Below are 19,327 nucleotides of genomic sequence, written 5' to 3' on the forward strand. Positions count from 1 at the left end.
TGTACTGCCACCTTCGCGAGCAAGCCCGCTCCCACAAGGTTTGGTGGTGCTTACCTGTTTTGTGGCTACCCTATTCCCCTGTGGGAGCGAGCTTGCTCGCGATGAACGATGACACGGTCTATCGTCAGAACTCCAAGGTGCTCGACAACGTCACCTGCCGCGAATCCCCCATCGACACAAAGAACCGACTCGCCGCCGAGGTGTAGTAGGTGCGATCGAACAGGTTCTTCACGTTGAGCTGGAACTTGACCTTCTGCCCTTCGACCCTGGTGTCGTAGGTGGCGAACGCATCGGCCACGGTGTAGCTCGGCAGGTCGAAATCGTTCACCGCGTTGCCCGCGCGCTCACCCACATAACGCGCCCCGGCGCCGACCCGCAGTTGATCACCGCCAATGACGCTGCCGAAGTCATAGACGGCCGACAACGAGCCGCTGTTCTTCGCCACGTTCTGCAACTGATTGCCTTTGTAATCCGGGTCTTCGGTGACTTCGGCATCGGTATAGGCGTAGCTACCGATCATGCTCCAGCGATCGGTGAGCCGACCGCTCAGGTCCACCTCCAGGCCACGGGAACGCACTTCACCGGCGGCACTGTAAATCGTGGTCGGACCTTCGGCGTTGGCCACCAGCACATTGCGCTTCTTGATGTCGAACAGTGCGATATTGCCAGTAACGCGGCCCGGCAGATCAAGCTTGGCACCCAGCTCCCAGGACTTGGCTTCTTCCGGCGCGATACCGCCGTCAAGCACGGTACTGCTGCCGCTCAATGGCGCGATGGTCGAGTTGGGTTTGAACGACTCGGTGTAGCTGCCGTAGAACGACAAGGCATCGGTGTATTTGTACACAAGGCCCGCGCGCGGTACCCATTTCTGCCCGTTGCTGTCGGTGTTGGCGTGGAACGGTACGCCTTTGCCGGCGTACTGGTCGTACGCCTGGAAACGCGCGCCGGCCACCAGAATCCACTGGTCGGTGAGGTGGATGGAGTCCTGAAGGAAGACCGAATTGCTGCGCAGTTCATCGGTTTGTGCGCTGTCGGGCGCACTGACGGTGGTGCCCGGCACTTCCCGACCATAAACAGGGTTCACGTAACTGAATGTGGTCAGGCTTTTCTGGCGGATCAGGTCTTCGCGGTAGATCTTGCGGTACTCATCATCGATACCGAACAGCAGGTCATGCTGCATGCCGAGCACATTCACGTAGCCTTCGAGGCTGGCGGTGGTGAACCGGTCGGTGCTGATCGCATTCTGGGTGCCGTCCATGTTGCGGGTCAGGGTGCCCTTTTTGGTGTCGATGGCGGTCACGCGCACCTGGCTGGCATCGTAGGTTTCGCGGTTCCAGCTGTAGCCGAAATGGGCTTTCCAGTTGTCGTTGAGTTCGTGATCGGCCTCGAAGTGATAGAGGTCCGAGCGCCCTTCCATGTTGTTGAACGGTTCGTCGAGACGCTCGTTGCGCGAGATGTCCAGCGGATGGTTGGTCCGTGGATCGATCAGCGTGCCGCGGTCGAACGGTGTGAGGAATTCGCGGTGCTCATAGGAGAACAGCAACTTGGTGCTTTCGCCGTACCAGGCCAGCGACGGCGCGATCAGGCTCTCGCGATGCACACCGAAGTTACGCCAGTAATCTTCGTCTTCGTAGTCCAGCACCATGCGGTAGGCCAGTCCGGAATCGCCGAGGGCCCCGGTGCTGTCGAGGCTGCCACCGCTGCCGTTCTTGCCGTCGTCATAGCTCGAACCGCGCGCGGTCAGCGCATTGTACCGCTCAAGCTCGGGCTTCTTGCTGACCATATTGACCACGCCACCCGGATCCTGGATGCCATAGAGCAACGAGGCCGGGCCCTTGAGCACTTCGACCCGGTCCACGCTGGCGTTGAGGCCACGCCCCTGCACGATCGGCATGCCGTCGCGCATGATCGAGCCGTTACGGTTGTCGCCAAAGCCACGGACCATCACCGAGTCCTGGGTGCTGCCCAGGGTGTTGGCCTGGGTGATGCCGCTGACATTGGCCAGCGCGTCATCGAGATTGCGCGGCGCCTGGTCGCGGATCACCTGGGCCGGAACGACGTTGATCGTCTGCGGGATCTCCTGTACGGGGGCCGAGGAGCGCATCACTGACGTGATGGGTGGCGGTTGATAGCTCATGGAGTCATCCATCACCGAGGTGATGGTGGTCGCACCCAGGTTCAACGCCCCTTCAGTCGGCCGTGGTTCCAGTGCAATGGTGTGGCCGTCGGTGCGACGGAACGTCAAGCCCGAACCAGTGAGCAGACGTTGCAGAGCCTGTTCGGCGCTCATCTGGCCATTGATGGCCGGCGCATTGAGACCGTACGGCGCCTCATCGGTGTAGACGACGCTGATGCCGGTCACTCGGCTGAAATCGCTCAGGGCCTGGGGCAACGGTTTGGCGGCCAGCGCGAAATTGAATTGCCCACGCGGCTGACTGCTGCCTGCCTCTGCGGCCAGCGCTACGCTCAGCGGCAACAAGGCCAATGCCGAAAAGCTCAACGCAGACACACCCAACCATTGTTTGACCGAACCCGATTTTGCCCTGGACTTCATGACTCATGACCTGTGTAGAACCGCAACGGATGCGAATGACTCGCAGTTTCAGTCACTACACGGATGGCAATCGGGTTTACCTCAGCAAAAACTTTAAAATATTTTTACTTGAGTGGTTGGGTGTCTGATCTGCCGTCTTCGCGAGCAAGCTCGCTCCCACAGGTATTGAGTCGGCCACAATATTGGGGCAACACATAACCCCGTGGGAGCGAGCTTGCTCGCGATGAGGCCGGTCGCCTCAACGCAAAATAATCAGATGCCCCAAAACCTGATGCTGCTCAAACCCCAACACCCCCTGCAACGAACTCAACACCGCCTGCGGGTTCCTGCTCGGAAAGCTGCCACTGACCCGACGCCTCGCCAGTTCATCATTGAGCAACACGATCCGTCCGGGGTAATAGCGCGCCAAATCCTGTACCACATCGGCTAACGTCGCCTTGTAGTAATTGAGCCAGCCCTGGCGCCATGCCAACTGCGCTTCGCTGTCCACCGAGTGGAGTGTTTGCGCCGAGCCTTCGCCATAGGCCACTTGCTGGCCGGCGGTGAGCACTTGCTGATCGGCTTTCTGGTGCGCCGTCACGCCAACCCGTCCCGACAGCACCGTGACCTGTGCACCGTGGGGCTGCAACCGGACTTCGAACTGCGTGCCCAGGACCCGCGTCTGGCCTTTCTCGGCGTCCACCACAAACGGCTCGCCGGTGTGGGTAACGCTGAAAAAGCCGGCGCCGCGACGCAATTGCACATGCCGCTCACCGCGACTGAAATCCACGGCGATGGCGCTGTCGGCATCCAGTGTCACCTGCGACTGATCGGCCAGGGTAACGGTGCGAATTTCCCCCGGTGCCGAGACGTAATCCGCCCCCAGGTCATCAATCCAACGCATAGGCTGCCAGCCTGTACCGACACTGATCATCAACAGCAGACACGCGGCCATCGCCAGCGCACCGGACCAGCGCCCGAGCGTGCTGCGCCGCGGCTTGTCCATGGCGTTGAGATAGCCCTGCAAGGCAAAAGCGTCTTCATCGGCGAGTGTGCGCGCCGGTCCTTCGCTCAATTCCCACAGGACCTGCGCCCGGGCATAGGCCTCGGCATGGGCGGGGTCGGCCCGCAACCATTGGCTGAACGTCGCCTGGTCACCGCTGTTGGGCTGGTCATGCAACAGGCTCAGCCAGGCCAGCGCGGCCTGCTCCTGCGCCGGCGTCGGGGTGACGCGTTTGAAGTCGTTCACGGTGCTGTCCCTGGCGTACGCGGTTCGGGTTCCCGAAGGCTGGCCTTGCAGGCTTCGAGGGCGCGCATCATATGTTTTTCCACGGCACTTTGGGACAAGCCCATGGCCTTGGCGATCTCGGCGTATTTGCGGCCGTGAATGCGATTGAGCAAGAAGATCTGCCGCGTACGCTCCGGCAAGGCGCGCAACGCGGCTTCGACATGGCGCAGATCGTTGCCCGCCTCCAGCGCCGCTTGCGGTCCGCTGCCATGGCTGTCTGGTGATTCCACCATCAAACCTTCGCTGGCCCGGACCCGCGTGCCTTCACTGCGCAAGTGATCGATGGCGATGTTGCCGGCGCAGCGCAGCAGGTAGGTGCTGAGTTCCTCGACTTGCACCAACGGCCGCCGCCAGAATCGCAGGAACAAATCCTGTACCAGGTCAGCCGCCGTCGCCCGACAACCGACACGCCGGCTCACCAGTGCTTCCATTTGCGAACGCTGGGAGAGAAACACCTGGAGAAAATGCGCACGGTCCCCGCGCTGTGGATCGCGCTCGATATCGCGGGGTTCGGGAGCAGAGTGATCATCGTTCATGATTCGACCTGAAAACCGGGGAGGCCACGACAGCGTCGGGGGACCGGAAAGGTCGCAATATTAATGATAAATATTCTCATATGCAAAAGGATCGGGTGCAGCCCTTTATTACGCCCGTTGGTTGCACCAATGGCATAGCCATCGAATCCAAAAGCCACCGAAAACAAAACGGGCCTGCAATGCAGGCCCGTTTTCATGGGAAGGTAAAAAAGTGAATCAGGTGTCAGCCGTTAAGCGCTGCCTGTTCGTTCTCAAGAAACTCTTCTTCCAGCAGATGGTCGGCATGGGCGGCACTCTCGATGGGCACCACATTGGCTCGTTTGCCGCGTAATTTGCCGAACATATGCTCCAGCGCATGTTCAAGTTTGGTAGCCGCTCCGTCGATCGCCTGCTCCATGGTGGAGGCTTTATGGGTGACGGAAATCGGTTGATGGCCTTTTGGCCGCGCCTCCAGCTGGCAGCGCATGTCGTGGGGACCCGGCTTGTCGCCGTTCTCGTCCCGCAGGTGAACCTCGACTCGTGTCAGGTCCTCTTCGTAGCGTTCGAGCGTGCTCTCAATGGTCGTACGTACCCACTCCTCCAGTCGTTTACTGCCTTGAATATGGTTATCGCTATTGACTTGGATTTGCATAGTTCATCCCTTATTTCAGCTAGCTCGCGAGAGGCCGGTCAGCTAAGCCCTTGGGCGTCATCACCGTGACCTCTTGCTTACACAATCGGTCTGTACGCTGAACAATTCAACCCCCTAAAAAAGATAAATTTTCAATCGCAAAAAAAGCCGGACAACCGGTAAAAGCGCTGTTAAGGTCGGGAGTTGGGTCGCCCTGCTCTTACGTAATAATTGCTCACATTTGCCGCTCCCCCAACGGGTGCAGGCTGCGAAAAGCACCCGCCTCCTCCACCAACCAATCGTGCACCGCGCGCACACCCGGATGGCTCAACGCCCCGGGTGCGTAAAGCAGCATGTAGCGCTTGTGATTGGGCACCGCCAGGCCGAACGGCACGATCAACGCCCCGCGCTCCAGCTCATCGTTGAGCAGTGTCCGTCGGGCAATCGCCACTCCCATCCCGGCGATGGCCGCTTCGATCGTCAGGTGATTGCGATTGAAGGTATGCCCGCGTCGCACATCCGCCCCCTCGAAGCCGATGGCATTGAGGTAAAACTCCCATTCCGCGTACTCGTAGCTGCCGCGCCAGGCGGTGATGTCGTGCAGCAAGGGAAAGTGCATCAGGTCCGCCGGACCATGCAGTGGTGGACGACCACGCAAGAGGCTCGGCGCGCACACCGGAAAAATCTGTTCATCAAGCAAGGCTGTGGATAACAGGCCCGGATAACTGCCGTCGTTCAGGTCGATCGCCAGGTCGAAGTCACCTTCATGCAACGGCACGCTGCTGTCCTCGGCCACCAGGCGCAACTGGATGTCCGGAAAACGCTGCTGCAAACGCGGCAGTCGCGGCGTCAGCCATTTGCTCAGGAACGACGGAATCGAACGCACCCGCAAAATCCCGCTGATCATGCCCGCGTCCAGTCGCCGCAATTCCGAGTCGATGCTGCCAAAGGCCTCGTTGACGGTAATGGCCAGGCGCTGGCCCTCTGCGCTCAGCTCCACTCCGCGGGCGCGGCGGTGAAACAGGCGAAAGCCCAGGCGCTCTTCCAACTGGCGGATCTGCTGGCTGACCGCCCCCGGTGTGATGTGCAGTTCTTCGGCGCAGCGGGTGAACGACAGGTGCCGCGCGGCACAGGCAAACACGTTCAGCCAGACATACGTCTGGGCGTGTAATTGACGGCTCATCGTTTAGTCCTGCTAAAGGATGTCTTAGGAATTTTCGTTGGTCACGCAGGCTCGTGACAGGCAGTATCGCCCAAATTGCGCTTGTCCTACAGAAATGGCAGCGATTTCCCTTCCATTACGTGTACAGGCTTTAGCATGGCTATCAGTGTTTTCGATCTCTTCAAAGTGGGTATCGGCCCGTCCAGTTCCCATACCGTCGGTCCGATGCGCGCTGCCGCAACCTTTGCCCAAGCGCTGGTCGATCACGGTTTTCTGGCCGACGTGCGACGCGTGGAAATCCGTCTCTATGGTTCTCTTTCAGCGACCGGCGTCGGCCACGCGACGGACCGCGCCTGCGTCATGGGCCTGATGGGCGAATGGCCCGACCGCATCGATCCAACCACCATCGACAGCCGCATTCACACCCTGCGCGAAACCGGCAAATTGTGCCTGGCAGGCGTTGCGCAAATTGCCTTCGACTGGCAACGCGATCTCCTGCTGCTGGACGAAAGCCTGCCCTACCACCCCAACGCCATGTCCCTGACAGCCTTCGGTGAAACCGGCGAGCTGTTCGAGCAGACCTACTACTCGGTGGGCGGCGGTTTTATCATCGAAGCAGCCGAAGCCGAATCCGGGATCGCGCCGGCCGGCGACGTGGTGCTGCCTTACGATTTCTCCAGCGCCGCCGAACTGCTCAAACTCTGCAACGAGCACGGGCTGCGGGTGGGCGAACTGATGATGGCCAACGAACGGGCATGGCGCAGTGACGCAGAAATCCGCCAGGGTCTGTTGCATATCTGGTCGGTGATGCGCGAATGCGTCGAGCAGGGTTTGCGCCACGAAGGCATCTTGCCCGGTGGCCTGAGTGTTCCGCGTCGAGCGGCGAAACTGCATCGCAGCCTGCAGGAAATCGGCAAGCCGAATGTCATTACGTCCACCTTGTCAGCGATGGAATGGGTCAACCTGTACGCCCTTGCCGTGAACGAAGAAAACGCGGCCGGCGGGCGCATGGTCACGGCGCCGACCAACGGCGCGGCGGGGATCATTCCGGCGGTGCTGCATTACTACATGAAATTCAATGCCGATGCGTCTGACGATGACGTGGTCGCATTTTTCCTGGGTGCAGCTGCCGTCGGCATCCTGTGCAAGAAAAACGCTTCGATCTCCGGGGCCGAAGTTGGCTGCCAGGGCGAAGTCGGCTCCGCTTGCGCCATGGCCGCCGCTGGCCTGGCAGAGGTGCTTGGCGCCACCCCGGAGCAGCTGGAAAACGCCGCCGAAATCGGCCTGGAACACAACCTCGGCCTCACCTGCGACCCGGTTGGCGGACTGGTGCAAGTGCCGTGTATCGAGCGCAACGCGATCGCCGCGGTCAAGGCCATCAATGCCACGCAAATGGCCCTGCGCGGCGACGGCAAACACTTCATTTCCCTGGACCGGGTGATCCGCACCATGCGCGACACCGGGGCCGACATGCACGACAAGTACAAAGAGACGTCGCGGGGCGGACTGGCGGTGAACTGGGTGGAATGTTGACCGTTTTGGAGGCACGTCGAGGTTAATTGCCCTGAAACGTGCAGAAAACGCGGCCCCCCCGCAGGAGCGAGCTTGCTCGCGAAAAACCCTCAGGTGCCGCGAACCATCTGGTTTGACGCGTTATCGTTCACGACCATCGCGAGCAGGCTCGCTCCTACAGAACATGTTTTTTGTCCGACAATTTTCCGGCATGGGCCTTGCTACTTCCATGCTGGAACAATGATGGCGAGATGGCCGGTGGTCTGGCGTTGCGAACCAACCCGATCATGGCCGGTCAACAACTGCACGTTCAATCAGGCGGTGACGCATCATGGACAACCCTTTCCAGCTCATTACCGATGCCTTTGCAGCGGATTACCAGATCAACCTGAGCATTCAGGGCCTGGACGGCCGCATCATGCTGACCCTGTCCAACAGTGGCCGCGTGGTGGCCAAACGCATGATCAGCGCCGAACAACGCAATGACCCCGAGCGCCTGAAACGATTGGTGCAAAGCATTCAGTTCGGCATTGCCATCGAGCAGGGCCACTGCGCCGTGGCCATCCTCGAATCAATGACCGACGGCGGCACGCGCAGCCTGCCCCCACCAGCCAGTGACCGCCACCGACCCGCCATGGGGCTTTAAAGCTCACCCTTTTCTACTTCCGGATGTTCACTGGAGCCCGTACCTGTTTTGCGGTGCGGGTTCTCAATCTTCACCGAAGGAAATTGCGACGAAGCGTAACGCACCACCAGAATCGCAAACGCCAACAGCAGAATCCCGCCGCACAGGTAGATGATCCCCAGGTCCGGCGGGTTGTGGTGCGATACGTTGGAAATCAGCAGCCGCGTCAGCGCGGTGATCGCCACGTAGATCAGGAAGCGCACGGGCATGTGGTTGGTCTTGAAGTAAATCCCGACCATCGCCCCCAGTTCCAGATAGATGAACAGCAGCAAGATGTCATCGATCTTGATGTGCCCCTCTTCGATCATCCCGAGAAATTCCATCACCGCCGCCCATGCGGTCACCGCACCAATGGCGAACAACGCCAGGTAGTGAAAGGTTTCGACAAACAGATTGCCCAGGGACTCGGCCAGTTCATGCACGTTCTGCCGCAGTTTTTCGGCCCAGTTGATTTTCACGATGATGCTTCCTTAGGTCGGCTCGACCGGATGATGCGGGTTGGACGTGACGGTTTTTCTGCATGCAGAAAAAAGGCCAGCCCATGATGGCGAGCCACTCGGGATTGTGCGCCGTGGCGTTTGGTCGCACCTGTGCAGCGCCTCGCCTGACAAATCTCGAATCCGGTCTACATTAAAAAGCCACTACCCAAAAGACAGGGATTCGCTTATCCTTTAGCTGTATATAGATACAGTAGTCGAAATCGACAACCAATGTGAAGGCATGTGAGGTGGTGAATGGCCGTCGAAGTGGTATACCGCAGCAGCCGAGATCTGGAGCGCTTGTTCATGGATAAAGCCGAAGCTGACCGTCATGACAAAATGCTCGAACTGGCCGAATTGCTGGCTGAAGTGTTGCAAAAAGCCGTTCCGTCCCTGACCGAGCAGCAAGTGGAAGAAGCCGGGATCTACATGGCGAAAAATCGCGACGTGTTCGCCAAGGCGTTCAAGAGCCAGCCGGACGCCCTGTCCGAACTGCTCAGCGCACCGGTTGAAGTCGCACAACCTGTTGCGGCAACCGAGGTCGTTGAGGCCGCTGAGCCGGTCACCCCGGCCAAGCCTGCCAAGGCCCCAAAAGCCGCCAAATAGGCAAAGCCCGAATTGAACAGGCCCTGAGTCGAATGACCCAGGGCCTTTTTCATGCCTGTGGAAAACTCATGCCAGTTTCACCGGTACAACACCTTCTCCGCCAACTCGTCGGCCACCCGCGCGGGGGAGCGTTTTTCCGCCTGGGCGTGGGCGAACACTTCAGTCAGGCGCGAGCTGATTTTCGACAGGTGCGCGGTGATGGTCGACAGTTCTTCGCCGCGGTGCTTGAGCGACACGTAAATCAGTCCGCCGGCGTTAATCACGTAATCCGGTGCGTACAGGATGCCGCGACGTTCCAGTTGGTCGGCAACATCCAGATGGGTCAGCTGATTGTTCGCCGAACCGGCCACTGCCGAGCAGCGCAGTTGCGTCACGCTGTGGCTGTTGAGCACCCCGCCCAAACCGCATGGCGCAAGAATATCGCAAGGCGTGCTGAGCAGTGCGTCGTTGGCGATGGGGTGAGCCCCGAGTTGCTCCATTGCCAGCTGCACCTTGCCGTGATCGATATCGCTGACCAGCAGTTCGGCCCCGGCAGCGTGCAACTGTTCTGCCAGGGCATAACCAACGTTGCCCAAGCCTTGAATGGCAACGCGCAGGCCTTCGAGGTTATCGCTGCCCAGTCGCGCCATCGCAGTGGCGCGAATGCCGGTGAATACGCCCATCGCCGCGTGTGGCGCAGGGTCACCCGCCGCGGTGGTGCTGGTGACATGCTGGGTCTGCTGGGCGATGCAATCCATGTCCGCCACTGAGGTGCCACTGTCGATGGCTGTGATGTAGCGCCCGTCGAGCTGATTGATACAGCGCCCGAAGGCTTCGAACAGCGCGGCGCGGTTGGCCACATGAACGGGGCGAATGATCACCGCCACGCCGCCGCCCTGGGCCAGGCCGGCCAGTGCCGCCTTGTAACTCATGCCTTGGGCAAGGCGCACCGCATCCTCGACCGCAGACTCGTCGCTGGGATAGGCAAGGTAACGACAACCACCCAGAGCTGGCCCCAGCCGGCTGTTATGAATGGCAATGACCGCCTTCAACCCGGTGACCGAGTCGACGCTCAGATGCAGCGATTCAAGGCGAGTGCTTTGCATGAGAGCGAACATCGTAAGGCTCCCGAATCACTTCTTGTAGACGCCAGTATAGGCTTGCGCCCAAAAATTGCAGAAGCGCACCGGAATAAGCACGGCCCCGATGCAGGCTTTCGGAAATAACCCGTGGTCGCTCTTGTACGGTACTGGACGAATGCCGGAGAGGGGGCTAAAACGAGGCATTGCTCGGAGATTTTGATGACCCCGCGCCAATCGTTCTTCGCCTGCCTGCAACGTTCACCGCCCGCGCTGTTCGAGGCGGCACTGTGGATTGCGGCCGAGCACGACAGCGAGGTGGAGCCGCAAGCGCTGCTGGCCGATTTCCAGGCGTTGCAACAACGGGTCAGCGGTGGCTTGCCGATGCTGCCAGTCAGTGAACTGGCCCAGCCGCTGTTGCGGCGCATGAACGACCTTGGCTTCGCCCAGGACGACTTCACACCCTTGCGCCCGCAAGTGGCACTGATGGACAAAGTACTGGAACGCCGACGTGGACAACCCTTGACGCTGGGGCTGATTGCGCTGGAGTTGGCCAGGGGGCTGGAGATTCCCATGGTCGGGGTCAACTTCCCCGGGCATTTCCTGCTGCGGGTGCCGGGCGCCGATCATTTGCTCGATCCCTGCGGCGGCCGTCGCCTTTACCCCAACGATTGTCGGGAATTGTTGCACCGCCAGTACGGCCCTAACATCAAGCTCAGCGCCGAGCACCTGGAAACCGCCGAGCCGGTGCAGATGCTGCAACGGCTGTCGCGCAACCTGCGCCAGTTGTACCTGTCCCACGACGATGTCATCAATGCCTTGATCGACGCCGATCGCGTCCTGGAACTGGGCAACTCCAGTGCCACCGACTACCTGTCCCGGGCCAGCCTGTACCAGCGGCTGGACTGCCCGAACGCCGAGCGTTTTGACCTGGAGCATGCGCTGCTGCTCAGCGACGATCCGATCCAGCGGATTCGCCTGACGGAGCGGCTGGGGCATTTGCCGCCCAACTCCATCGTTCACTGATCACAAAACCTTGTGGGAGCGGGCTTGCTCGCGAAAGCGGACAGTCAGTCGACATCATTGTTGGCTGACACGACGCCTTCGCGAACAAGCCCGCTCCCACATGGGGCTGGTGCAGGGGCTTTAAGGAGTGTCTGGCTGGTTCGCCGGATGCGCCTTGATGAACGCCGGGTGAGTGGCCGCCAATGCCGCCACTCGCCGAATTCGCGGATAAGCCTCAAGAGAAACATTGAAACGCTCGGCCGCGTACAGCTGCGGGATCAGGTAGACGTCCGCCAGCCCGGGTTCGGAGCCGAAGCAGTAACCGTCATCACCGATCAACTGCTCCACCGTGGCCAGCCCTTGGCCGATCCAGTGACCGATCCACTCCACCACCTGCGGTTCGTCGTGGCCCGACTGGCGCAGCCGATTGAGCACGCTGACGTTGTGCAGCGGGTGCACATCGCAGCCGATCACTGCCGCCACGCCGCGCTCGTGAGCACGGGCAGCCAGGTCTTTGGACAGCAGCGGGACCTGTGGATAACGTTCCTCCAGGTACTCGATGATCGCGGGAGACTGGATCAGCAACTCGCCTTCATCGGTGCGCAAGGCCGGCACGCGGCCCTGCGGGTTGATGCCCAGATAAGGCGGCTGACGATGCTCGCCACCCTGCGGTGCAATCAGGTTGACTGGCAAGGATTGATAATCCAGGCCCTTGAGCGCCAACGCGATACGCACCCGGTACGAAGATGTCGAACGGTAGTAGGTATAGAGTTCCATGCCCCGCTCCTGTTAGCGCGCCGGCAGCACTTTGCCGCGGCATTCGCCGAAACCGATGGAAGCAAAACCGTCGCGGCGGCAACGGCCGCGCAGGATGATTTCGTCACCGTCCTCGAGGAATTTACGCACTTCGCCCGAGGCCAGTTCGATCGGCTTTTTACCGCCTTCGGTGATTTCCAGCAGGCTGCCGAACTGACCGCTCTGCGGCCCCGACAACGTGCCCGAGCCGAACAAGTCACCCGCCTGCAATTGGCAACCATTGACGCTGTGGTGCGCGACCATTTGTGCCACGGTCCAGTACATGTGCCCGGTGTTGCTCAGGGTCAGGCGATGGGCTGGCAGGTTCTGTTCACGCATGGCCTCGGTGAGCAGCAATACTTCCAGTTCGATGTCGAACGCGCCAGCGGCCTGGTCGCGCTTGTCGAGCAGGTACGGCAGCGGCTGCGGATCGCCTTGGGGACGTGCAGGCTGGGCACGACGGAACGGCTCCAGCGCTTCGGCGGTGACCACCCACGGCGAGATGCTGGTGATGAAGCTTTTCGACAGGAACGGCCCCAGCGGCTGGTATTCCCAGGCCTGGATGTCCCGTGCCGACCAGTCGTTGAGCAGGCAGAAACCGGCGATGTGATCGGCAGCGTCGCCAATGGCAATCGAGTCGCCCATGTCGTTACCCTGGCCGATCCAGATACCCAGTTCCAGTTCGTAGTCCAGGCGCGCGCAAGGGCCGAACGTCGGTTCGCTCTGACCGGCCGGCAGCGTCTGGCCTTTCGGGCGGCGCACATCGGTACCGGACGGGCGAATGGTCGACGCACGACCGTGGTAGCCGATTGGCACGTACTTGTAGTTCGGCAGCAACGGGTTGTCCGGGCGGAACAGTTTGCCGACGTTCTGCGCGTGTTCGATACCGACATAGAAGTCCGTGTAATCGTTGATTTTCGCCGGCAGGTGCATCTCGCAATCCGCCGCCAGTGGCAGCAGTTTTGCGCCCTGGGCTTCGATCTTGCCGTGCAGGGTGCTGCCCTCGGCGAACAGTTCCAGCAAACGCTCGCGCAACGCGACGCGAGCCTCGCGGCCCAGTTCGAAGAACGCATTCAACTGGCCGCCACAGGTGGCCTCGACGGCAGCCTTCGCGGCGCCATCGAACAATCCGGCCTCCAGGGCCGCTTGCAGATCAAAGATATGCTCGCCAATCGCCACGCCACTGCGCGGTGCCGAGCCGTTGAGGCTGAACACGCCCAGCGGCAGGTTTTGCAGGGGGAAGTCCGCGTGGCCGTTGGCGGATGCAACCCAGCTGCGAGTGATGAAAGTCTGCGTCATGGGTTATCTCCGGGTCGGGTCGAAAGTGGCGGGCAGCGTAGCCCAGCAGGCGTCGTAGGTGTTTTGCAGTTGCGGGCAATCAAGGGCGAAACTGCTTGGGCGCAACACCTGGCTGGTCTCGAACATGAACGCCATGGTGTTGTCGATTTTCGCCGGCTTTAGCTCAGCGTTGATCGCTTTGGTGCAGGTCTCGCCGTCCGGACCGTGGGCGCTCATGCAGCTGTGCAACGAAGCACCGCCGGGCACAAAGCCTTCGGCCTTGGCGTCGTATTCGCCCTGGATCAACCCCATGAATTCGTTCATCAGGTTGCGATGGAACCACGGCGGACGGAAGGTTTTCTCGGCCACCATCCAGCGCGGCGGGAAGATCACGAAGTCGAGGTTGGCCAGGCCGTGAACGCTGGTCGGCGACGTCAGCACGGTGAAGATCGACGGATCGGGGTGATCGAAACTGACGGTGCCGATAGTGTTGAATCGGCGCAGGTCATATTTGTACGGCACGTTGTTACCGTGCCAGGCGACCACGTTGAGCGGCGAATGATTGAGCTCGCAGGCCCACAACTGGCCGAGGAATTTCTGCACCAGCGTGGTGGGTTGTTGCAGGTTTTCGTAGGCCGCCACCGGGGTCAAAAAGTCCCTCGGATTGGCCAGGCCATTGCTGCCAATCGGTCCCAGGTCCGGCAGACGCAGCGGTGCGCCATGGTTTTCGGCGACGTAACCGCGGGCTTGCGGGTCGAGCAGTTCGATGCGGAATTTAAGGCCGCGAGGCAGTACGGCAATTTCCAGCGGCTCCAGTTCAAGCACGCCCAGTTCGGTGGCGATGCGCAGGCGCCCCAGTTCAGGCACCAGCAACATCTCGCCGTCAGCATTGAAGAACGCGCGCTCCATGGAACGGTTGGCGCGATAGTTGTAGATGCTGATCCCGGCCGGTTTTTCTGCGCCCGAGTTGGCGGCCATGCTCACCAGGCCGTCGATGAAATCGGTCGGCTCGGCGGGAATGTCCAGCGGGTTCCAGCGCAGGCGGTTGGGGGTCACCTCACCCAGCGGGCCGCCGGCCAGTTGCCGGTCCAGTTTGACGAATGCCGGGTGATTGGCCGACGGCTGAATGCGGTACATCCAGGTCCGCCGCGCTTCGCTGCGCGCCATGGTGAACGCCGTGCCGGAGAACAGTTCGGTGTAAAGGCCGTACGGGGCTTTTTGCGGGGAGTTCTGGCCGACAGGCAGTGCGCCGGGCAACGCTTCGCTGCTGAATTCGTTGCCGAAGCCTGACTGGTAGGCCAGCGCTGGCGTCGTTGAATCGGGGTTCATGGAGCCTCCTGAACAGGGAGTCGGCAGTGGCCGCTCGCTCTGTTGCAGAGGTCGAGGCACGCCTGGGTTGTTTTTATCGTAATTTGATTACGCATAACGTAATTTGATTGGTATTGACCGTCAAGCTATAAAGACGCCCATTCGTCCCGGGATCACAGCACCACCATGGAAAAGACCAGCGACAGCAACGGCAAACAGAAAGTCCGCTCGGCCGAGGTTGGCACCGACATCCTCAAGGCCCTGGCCGAGTTGTCGCCTTCGACTTCGCTGTCGCGCCTGGCCGAACACGTGCAGATGCCGGCGAGCAAGGTTCACCGCTATTTGCAGGCCTTGATCGCCAGCGGATTCGCCGAACAGAACGCCGCCACCAACCATTACGGCCTGGGCCGCGAAGCCCTGCGCGTAGGGTTGGCGGCACTCAACAGTATGGACGTGCTGAAAGTCGCCGCCCTGCCCCTGGCTGAACTGCGCGATGACTTGAACGAAACCTGTTTCCTGGCGGTGTGGGGCAATCAGGGCGCGACCGTGGTGCATATCGAACCGGCGGTGCGTGCGGTGACGGTGGTGACACAACTGGGCTCGGTGTTGCCCTTGCTCAGTTCCTCGACGGGACTGGTGTTTGGCGCCTACCTGCCTGCGCGTGAAACCGTGGATCTGCGTGAACAGGAACTGCAAAACGTTACCGCCCACGCCTTGGCGGATGATCAGGCCTACGCAACGATGTGCGATCAGATCCGCCATCGGGGCCTGCATCATGTGCATGGACTCTTGATGCCCGGAGTGGATGCCTTGTCGGCGCCGGTGTTCAACGCCATGGGCAGGATCACGGCAGTACTGACCGTGGTCGGGCCGACCTCACTGTTTCATGCCGATGAAAACGGCCCGGCGGCGCAGCGGTTACTGGCTGCGACGCGGGCCGTCAGTTGGAGAATGGGCTACGAAAGTCCCTGAGTATCAGATCAGAAAATCCGGAGCAATTTCGATTACAAGGTCACTGATGTCCTTGATCGTGAGTTGCGGATGCAAATCAGATTCCCGGGAACTGTAGGCGATCGAGTAAACACCCAGTCCTTCGCCGTGATAGTAAGGAATTTCATCATGTTGAAAATGAGCAAAGATATCTTCGGCCAGACTTCTGGACTGAAGTATCTTTCGCCCGTCCGACTCAGTCACAAAGCTGGTCAAGTACACATTATCAATATTGATTTCCGGGATCTGATACTTTAACGCTGCGTGGACCTGCTCGATACCAGAAACCTTGATCGAGCGTTTTGAAAGGTTGATTGAGGGCGCATCGGTCACCCAACGGACGATATCCATTACTATTTTTTCAAACTCTATCAGATCCAGCCCTTCAACCTTATGCTCCGGCTCGAAAGAATACCGCCGATTGAAGATTCCATTGATAGCCTGAACATAATTAGGCGGCGACTCTTTCTCAACCCATTCCAGCGTCTCATCGAATAACGTCCTGGACTCGCTGACATCAGTACCAAGAATATCAACCAGCGTATTCAGATAGGTCGTGAACGGGTTGATCCCGAGTTTCCCCAAGCGTTCAACCAACAGCACCTCGACGGCGAAATCCGCACGAATACGCTTCAATAGAACAATTTTACTGGTAGTAAAAAAACTGTCACTCATACAGACTTCCTGTCACGTTAAAGAACCGAGCATCCTGCTCGATCTGTCGTTCAACATACTGACATCGCAAGCACTTGCTTGTTTGTCAGCGCCGACGACCATACTAATCAACACAGTTATTTATGCACGCGACCATATGTTTTAATTCATTTCCCGACTAAAAACCAACAACTACCAGGCCTGCATTATCAATCCCAACTTCTTCGCCATGGCAACTGCCTGTGTACGCCGTTCCACACCCAACTTGCTGTGAATGCGCCGGGCATGGGTTTTCACCGTATGCAGCGAAATGAACAGCTGCTCGGCAATTTGCTGATTGGAATTACCTTGGGCAATCAGGCCGAGCACTTCCAGCTCCCGACAACTTAGCAGGCTGGCATCCAGGGCCAGCGCGGTCACCGTCTCCTCTCCTTGCAAACGACAGATCAGGTTCGGCTGTCGCAAGTTCAAATCACGCAATGCCTGTTGTCCCTGACAACGCTTGACCAACGCCAGCCCGGCCTCCAGTGCTGCGTGAGCCGTGTCCGGCTCACCCGTCAGGTCCGCCACTTCGCAGATTGCCAATTGCAGCTCCGTTTCCAGCGCCAGCATGGCGTGTTGTTGCGCGTGTTCGAGTAACGCCTTGAGTCGATCCAGTGGACGTTGCACCAGTTGCAGTTGAGTCTCGGCCAACACCAACTGGTATTCGATACGCGCAATCAGTTGCAGCGTGGCCGGCGGTGCCTGGCGCGCGTTGGCCCCACGATAATGACGCAAGACCCGGGTCAGTGCTTCCCGGGCCAACTCCGGGCGCCCTTGTTGCAGCCAGAAATGACTGCTGATTTGCAGCAGCACGCCGCGATAAACCGTGTCGGGGATCTGCCGTTGCTGCATCAACCGTTCGGCCTCGCGCAGACGATCAAATGCATGGGCGTAATCACGTTGGTTGGCCGCCAGTTGCGCCTGCCCGAGAAACCCGTACAGGACATGCTTGTCCTGACTGTGGAGGCAGTCATCAAGGCCCGCCTGGAAACATTCACCGGCCAATTCATCCTGGCCCTGGCACAAGGCCAAGCGCCCACGCCGCAGGGCGATTCGTCCCAGCAGCGGCGTCGGTCGATCAGCCTGCCGTCCGAGCATTTCATGGATGTCGGCCAGCAACTGCCCTGCTCGCCGCGGTGCGCCACGCTGCTCCAGCAACTGCGCATGATCGAGTTCGAGCAAGCCTTCAAACAGCAACGAGCCTTGCGCCCGCGCCAGGCACAGGGCATCACGATTGAAGGCCTGGGCGGCATCGAGGTCGGCGTTGAGCAGCGCTTGCTGGGTCAGCCCGGACAGACACAACAACCGTGCGGGCCACGCCTCGGCCGCCAGTTCGTCCAGCGCCTCGATAAAATGCGCCCGTGCCGCCGGCAGGCGTCCCTGCAAATGCAGCAACCAACCCTGTTGCGCCTGCCAACGCGCCAGCAGTTGGCGTTGCAAGGATGCCGTCGGTTGCGGGGCAAATCGGGACAGTTGCCCAATGCAGGCAGCCGCCTGCTCGAAACGCCCGGCAAACAGCAACGCCGCGGTGATCAACCCCACCCGTTGCGGCGTGCCCAGGGTCAACTGTTCACCCAGCTGCTCGTGCAGTTTGAGTAACCAGCTGACGTTCTGACGCTTGAACAGATGCTCAAAACTGAAGTGTTGCAACAGGCTGACCGCGACCTCGTGCTCTTGCGCCAGCAACGCCTGCTCGAAGGCGCCCTGCCAGTCTTCTTCGGCGCTGAACCATTGGCACGCGCGGCGATGCCAGGATCGCCCGGCCGGGGTCGGTTCTTCACGCATCTCCCGGGCCAGTGGCTCGAAGACCCGCAACCACTCGACGGAGTCTTCCCAGGGCTCAATGAAGCAGCCCATGTCCTGCAACGCGTGCAACCACTGCGCGCCCTCACCCGTGCCGAAAAGATGCTCGCACAAGCTGGCGTTGAAGCGTGGCAGATGAACCAACACCTTCCAGACCTCAACCAACTCCGATGGCAAGGTGTTGAACAACTCGTGTTGCAGATAATCGAGCAATGTCGCCGAACGCCCCTGCTCACCCGACCACGGACAACCATTGAGCAATGCGATCCGCACGCCAGCGCACCAGCCACCACTGCGCTGAGCCACCCTTTTGGCGGTTTGTGCCGCCAGGCTCGGCTCGACATGACCGAGCAACTGCCCGACCTCGGCCTCGGTAAACGCCAGCGTCCGGCCTTCGCACTCGTACAACTCATCATCGAGCAGCAGCCGCGGCCAGTTGCAGGGTGGTCGTCGACGGGAGCTCAGCCACCAGGTCAGCGCCGGGCTGTCGACGGCCAACAGGCGATCGAGCATCCGGTCGAGTTCTGGATTGGGTGCTCGACAGTAATCATCGATAAACAGCCAGGTCGGTGCCTGTAATCGGGCCAGATGTGCCAGCAGCCCGGGCTCATCCGTCGAAGGCAGACCCAGCGCTTGCGTCAGGCGCAATAGTAAATCGGCTGCACTCAACGACGCCCCCGCCAGCGGCAGCCAACAGATCCGAGCGTGCTCCGGCGCCCGCAGCAGGCATTCGGTGAGCAGCGCGCTCTTGCCACTACCGGCCGGTGCGCAAAGCAACTTCACCCGCGCGGTCGAAACCAGCATGGGCTCGATCAGTCGCTCGCGGGACAGATGATGGGACGACAGTCGGGGCAGGAAGCCAGGGCGGTCCAGACAGTGCGTCATTGCAGTCATTGTGGTGCGCCTTTTTTATAATTCTGGCGCCACCCTAGCCCCCTCCCGAGCGCTTGTTGAAGAAGTATTCAACACACTGATCGACCGCT

Annotated in this window: 16 protein-coding genes and 1 pseudogene; 5 read left to right on the plus strand and 12 right to left on the minus strand. The window is 60.3% G+C overall.

Annotated elements, in window-relative coordinates:
• Positions 1-124: 124 nt before the first annotated feature.
• The 5 genes from KGB29_RS23230 to KGB29_RS23250 form a co-directional block, all read right to left on the minus strand.
• Positions 125-2,554: a TonB-dependent siderophore receptor gene (locus KGB29_RS23230; protein ID WP_154946584.1), complete on the minus strand. Its 2,430-nt coding sequence runs from the start codon at positions 2,552-2,554 to the stop codon at positions 125-127.
• Positions 2,555-2,792: 238 nt separating this feature from the next.
• Complete coding sequence (locus KGB29_RS23235) at positions 2,793-3,782, minus strand: FecR family protein (RefSeq protein WP_154861617.1); 990 nt, start codon at positions 3,780-3,782, stop codon at positions 2,793-2,795.
• Complete coding sequence (locus tag KGB29_RS23240; protein WP_154861615.1) at positions 3,779-4,357, minus strand: RNA polymerase sigma factor; 579 nt, start codon at positions 4,355-4,357, stop codon at positions 3,779-3,781. The genes KGB29_RS23235 and KGB29_RS23240 overlap by 4 nt, the downstream gene beginning before the upstream one ends.
• A gap of 223 nt (positions 4,358-4,580) precedes the next feature.
• A complete protein-coding gene (locus KGB29_RS23245; RefSeq protein ID WP_057716375.1) occupies positions 4,581-4,988 on the minus strand; it encodes an HPF/RaiA family ribosome-associated protein in 408 nt (135 codons plus the stop codon).
• Between the two features lie 214 nt (positions 4,989-5,202).
• Positions 5,203-6,150 carry a LysR substrate-binding domain-containing protein gene (locus KGB29_RS23250; RefSeq protein ID WP_057716376.1) on the minus strand — a complete coding sequence of 316 codons (948 nt, stop codon included), beginning with the start codon at positions 6,148-6,150 and terminating at the stop codon, positions 5,203-5,205.
• Between the two features lie 135 nt (positions 6,151-6,285).
• Between KGB29_RS23250 and KGB29_RS23255 the strand changes: the two genes are divergently transcribed.
• Entirely contained in the window at positions 6,286-7,662 is a 1,377-nt protein-coding gene (locus KGB29_RS23255) for an L-serine ammonia-lyase (protein WP_057716377.1), read from the plus strand.
• Between the two features lie 310 nt (positions 7,663-7,972).
• Positions 7,973-8,287, plus strand: a complete 315-nt coding sequence (locus tag KGB29_RS23260) for a DUF3509 domain-containing protein (RefSeq protein WP_102669120.1) — start codon at positions 7,973-7,975, stop codon at positions 8,285-8,287.
• Here KGB29_RS23260 and KGB29_RS23265 read toward each other — a convergent pair.
• Entirely contained in the window at positions 8,284-8,784 is a 501-nt protein-coding gene (locus tag KGB29_RS23265; RefSeq protein WP_150812780.1) for a phosphate-starvation-inducible protein PsiE, read from the minus strand. The genes KGB29_RS23260 and KGB29_RS23265 overlap by 4 nt on opposite strands.
• A gap of 276 nt (positions 8,785-9,060) precedes the next feature.
• Between KGB29_RS23265 and KGB29_RS23270 the strand changes: the two are divergent.
• Positions 9,061-9,300: pseudogene (locus tag KGB29_RS23270) on the plus strand (YebG family protein); the annotation flags it as partial.
• Between the two features lie 188 nt (positions 9,301-9,488).
• Here the strand turns inward: KGB29_RS23270 and KGB29_RS23275 are convergent.
• Positions 9,489-10,508: a Glu/Leu/Phe/Val dehydrogenase family protein gene (locus KGB29_RS23275; RefSeq protein WP_057716381.1), complete on the minus strand. Its 1,020-nt coding sequence runs from the start codon at positions 10,506-10,508 to the stop codon at positions 9,489-9,491.
• A gap of 183 nt (positions 10,509-10,691) precedes the next feature.
• Here KGB29_RS23275 and KGB29_RS23280 point away from each other — a divergent pair, with 183 nt between their 5' ends.
• The gene (locus KGB29_RS23280; RefSeq protein WP_150812781.1) at positions 10,692-11,495 is read left to right on the plus strand and encodes a SirB1 family protein; all 804 of its coding nucleotides are present in this window, start codon (positions 10,692-10,694) and stop codon (positions 11,493-11,495) included.
• Positions 11,496-11,615: 120 nt separating this feature from the next.
• Here the strand turns inward: KGB29_RS23280 and maiA are convergent, their stop codons facing one another.
• The 3 genes from maiA to hmgA are packed head-to-tail and all read right to left on the minus strand — an operon-like array spanning position 11,616 to position 14,876.
• Positions 11,616-12,251 (minus strand): maleylacetoacetate isomerase, encoded by a 636-nt coding sequence (gene maiA, locus KGB29_RS23285; RefSeq protein WP_150812782.1) that lies wholly within the window; start codon positions 12,249-12,251, stop codon positions 11,616-11,618.
• 12 nt (positions 12,252-12,263) lie between these two features.
• The gene (gene fahA, locus KGB29_RS23290) at positions 12,264-13,568 is read right to left on the minus strand and encodes a fumarylacetoacetase (RefSeq protein WP_154861614.1); all 1,305 of its coding nucleotides are present in this window, start codon (positions 13,566-13,568) and stop codon (positions 12,264-12,266) included.
• Positions 13,569-13,571: 3 nt separating this feature from the next.
• On the minus strand, positions 13,572-14,876 hold the full coding sequence (hmgA, locus tag KGB29_RS23295) for a homogentisate 1,2-dioxygenase (RefSeq protein ID WP_150812784.1): 1,305 nt from the start codon (positions 14,874-14,876) through the stop codon (positions 13,572-13,574).
• A 165-nt stretch (positions 14,877-15,041) separates the two neighbouring features.
• Between hmgA and KGB29_RS23300 the strand changes: the two genes are divergently transcribed.
• On the plus strand, positions 15,042-15,827 hold the full coding sequence (locus KGB29_RS23300; RefSeq protein WP_090453134.1) for an IclR family transcriptional regulator: 786 nt from the start codon (positions 15,042-15,044) through the stop codon (positions 15,825-15,827).
• Between the two features lie 3 nt (positions 15,828-15,830).
• Here the strand turns inward: KGB29_RS23300 and KGB29_RS23305 are convergent, their stop codons facing one another.
• Both KGB29_RS23305 and KGB29_RS23310 read right to left on the minus strand, forming a co-directional pair.
• Complete coding sequence (locus tag KGB29_RS23305) at positions 15,831-16,520, minus strand: hypothetical protein (protein ID WP_154910424.1); 690 nt, start codon at positions 16,518-16,520, stop codon at positions 15,831-15,833.
• A gap of 171 nt (positions 16,521-16,691) precedes the next feature.
• Positions 16,692-19,238 (minus strand): LuxR C-terminal-related transcriptional regulator, encoded by a 2,547-nt coding sequence (locus tag KGB29_RS23310; RefSeq protein ID WP_154861611.1) that lies wholly within the window; start codon positions 19,236-19,238, stop codon positions 16,692-16,694.
• Between the last annotated feature and the right edge of the window lie 89 nt (positions 19,239-19,327).

The sequence above is a fragment of the Pseudomonas sp. BF-B-30 genome, from assembly GCF_019956305.1.
GTDB classification, from domain to species: Bacteria; Pseudomonadota; Gammaproteobacteria; order Pseudomonadales; family Pseudomonadaceae; genus Aquipseudomonas; species Aquipseudomonas jessenii.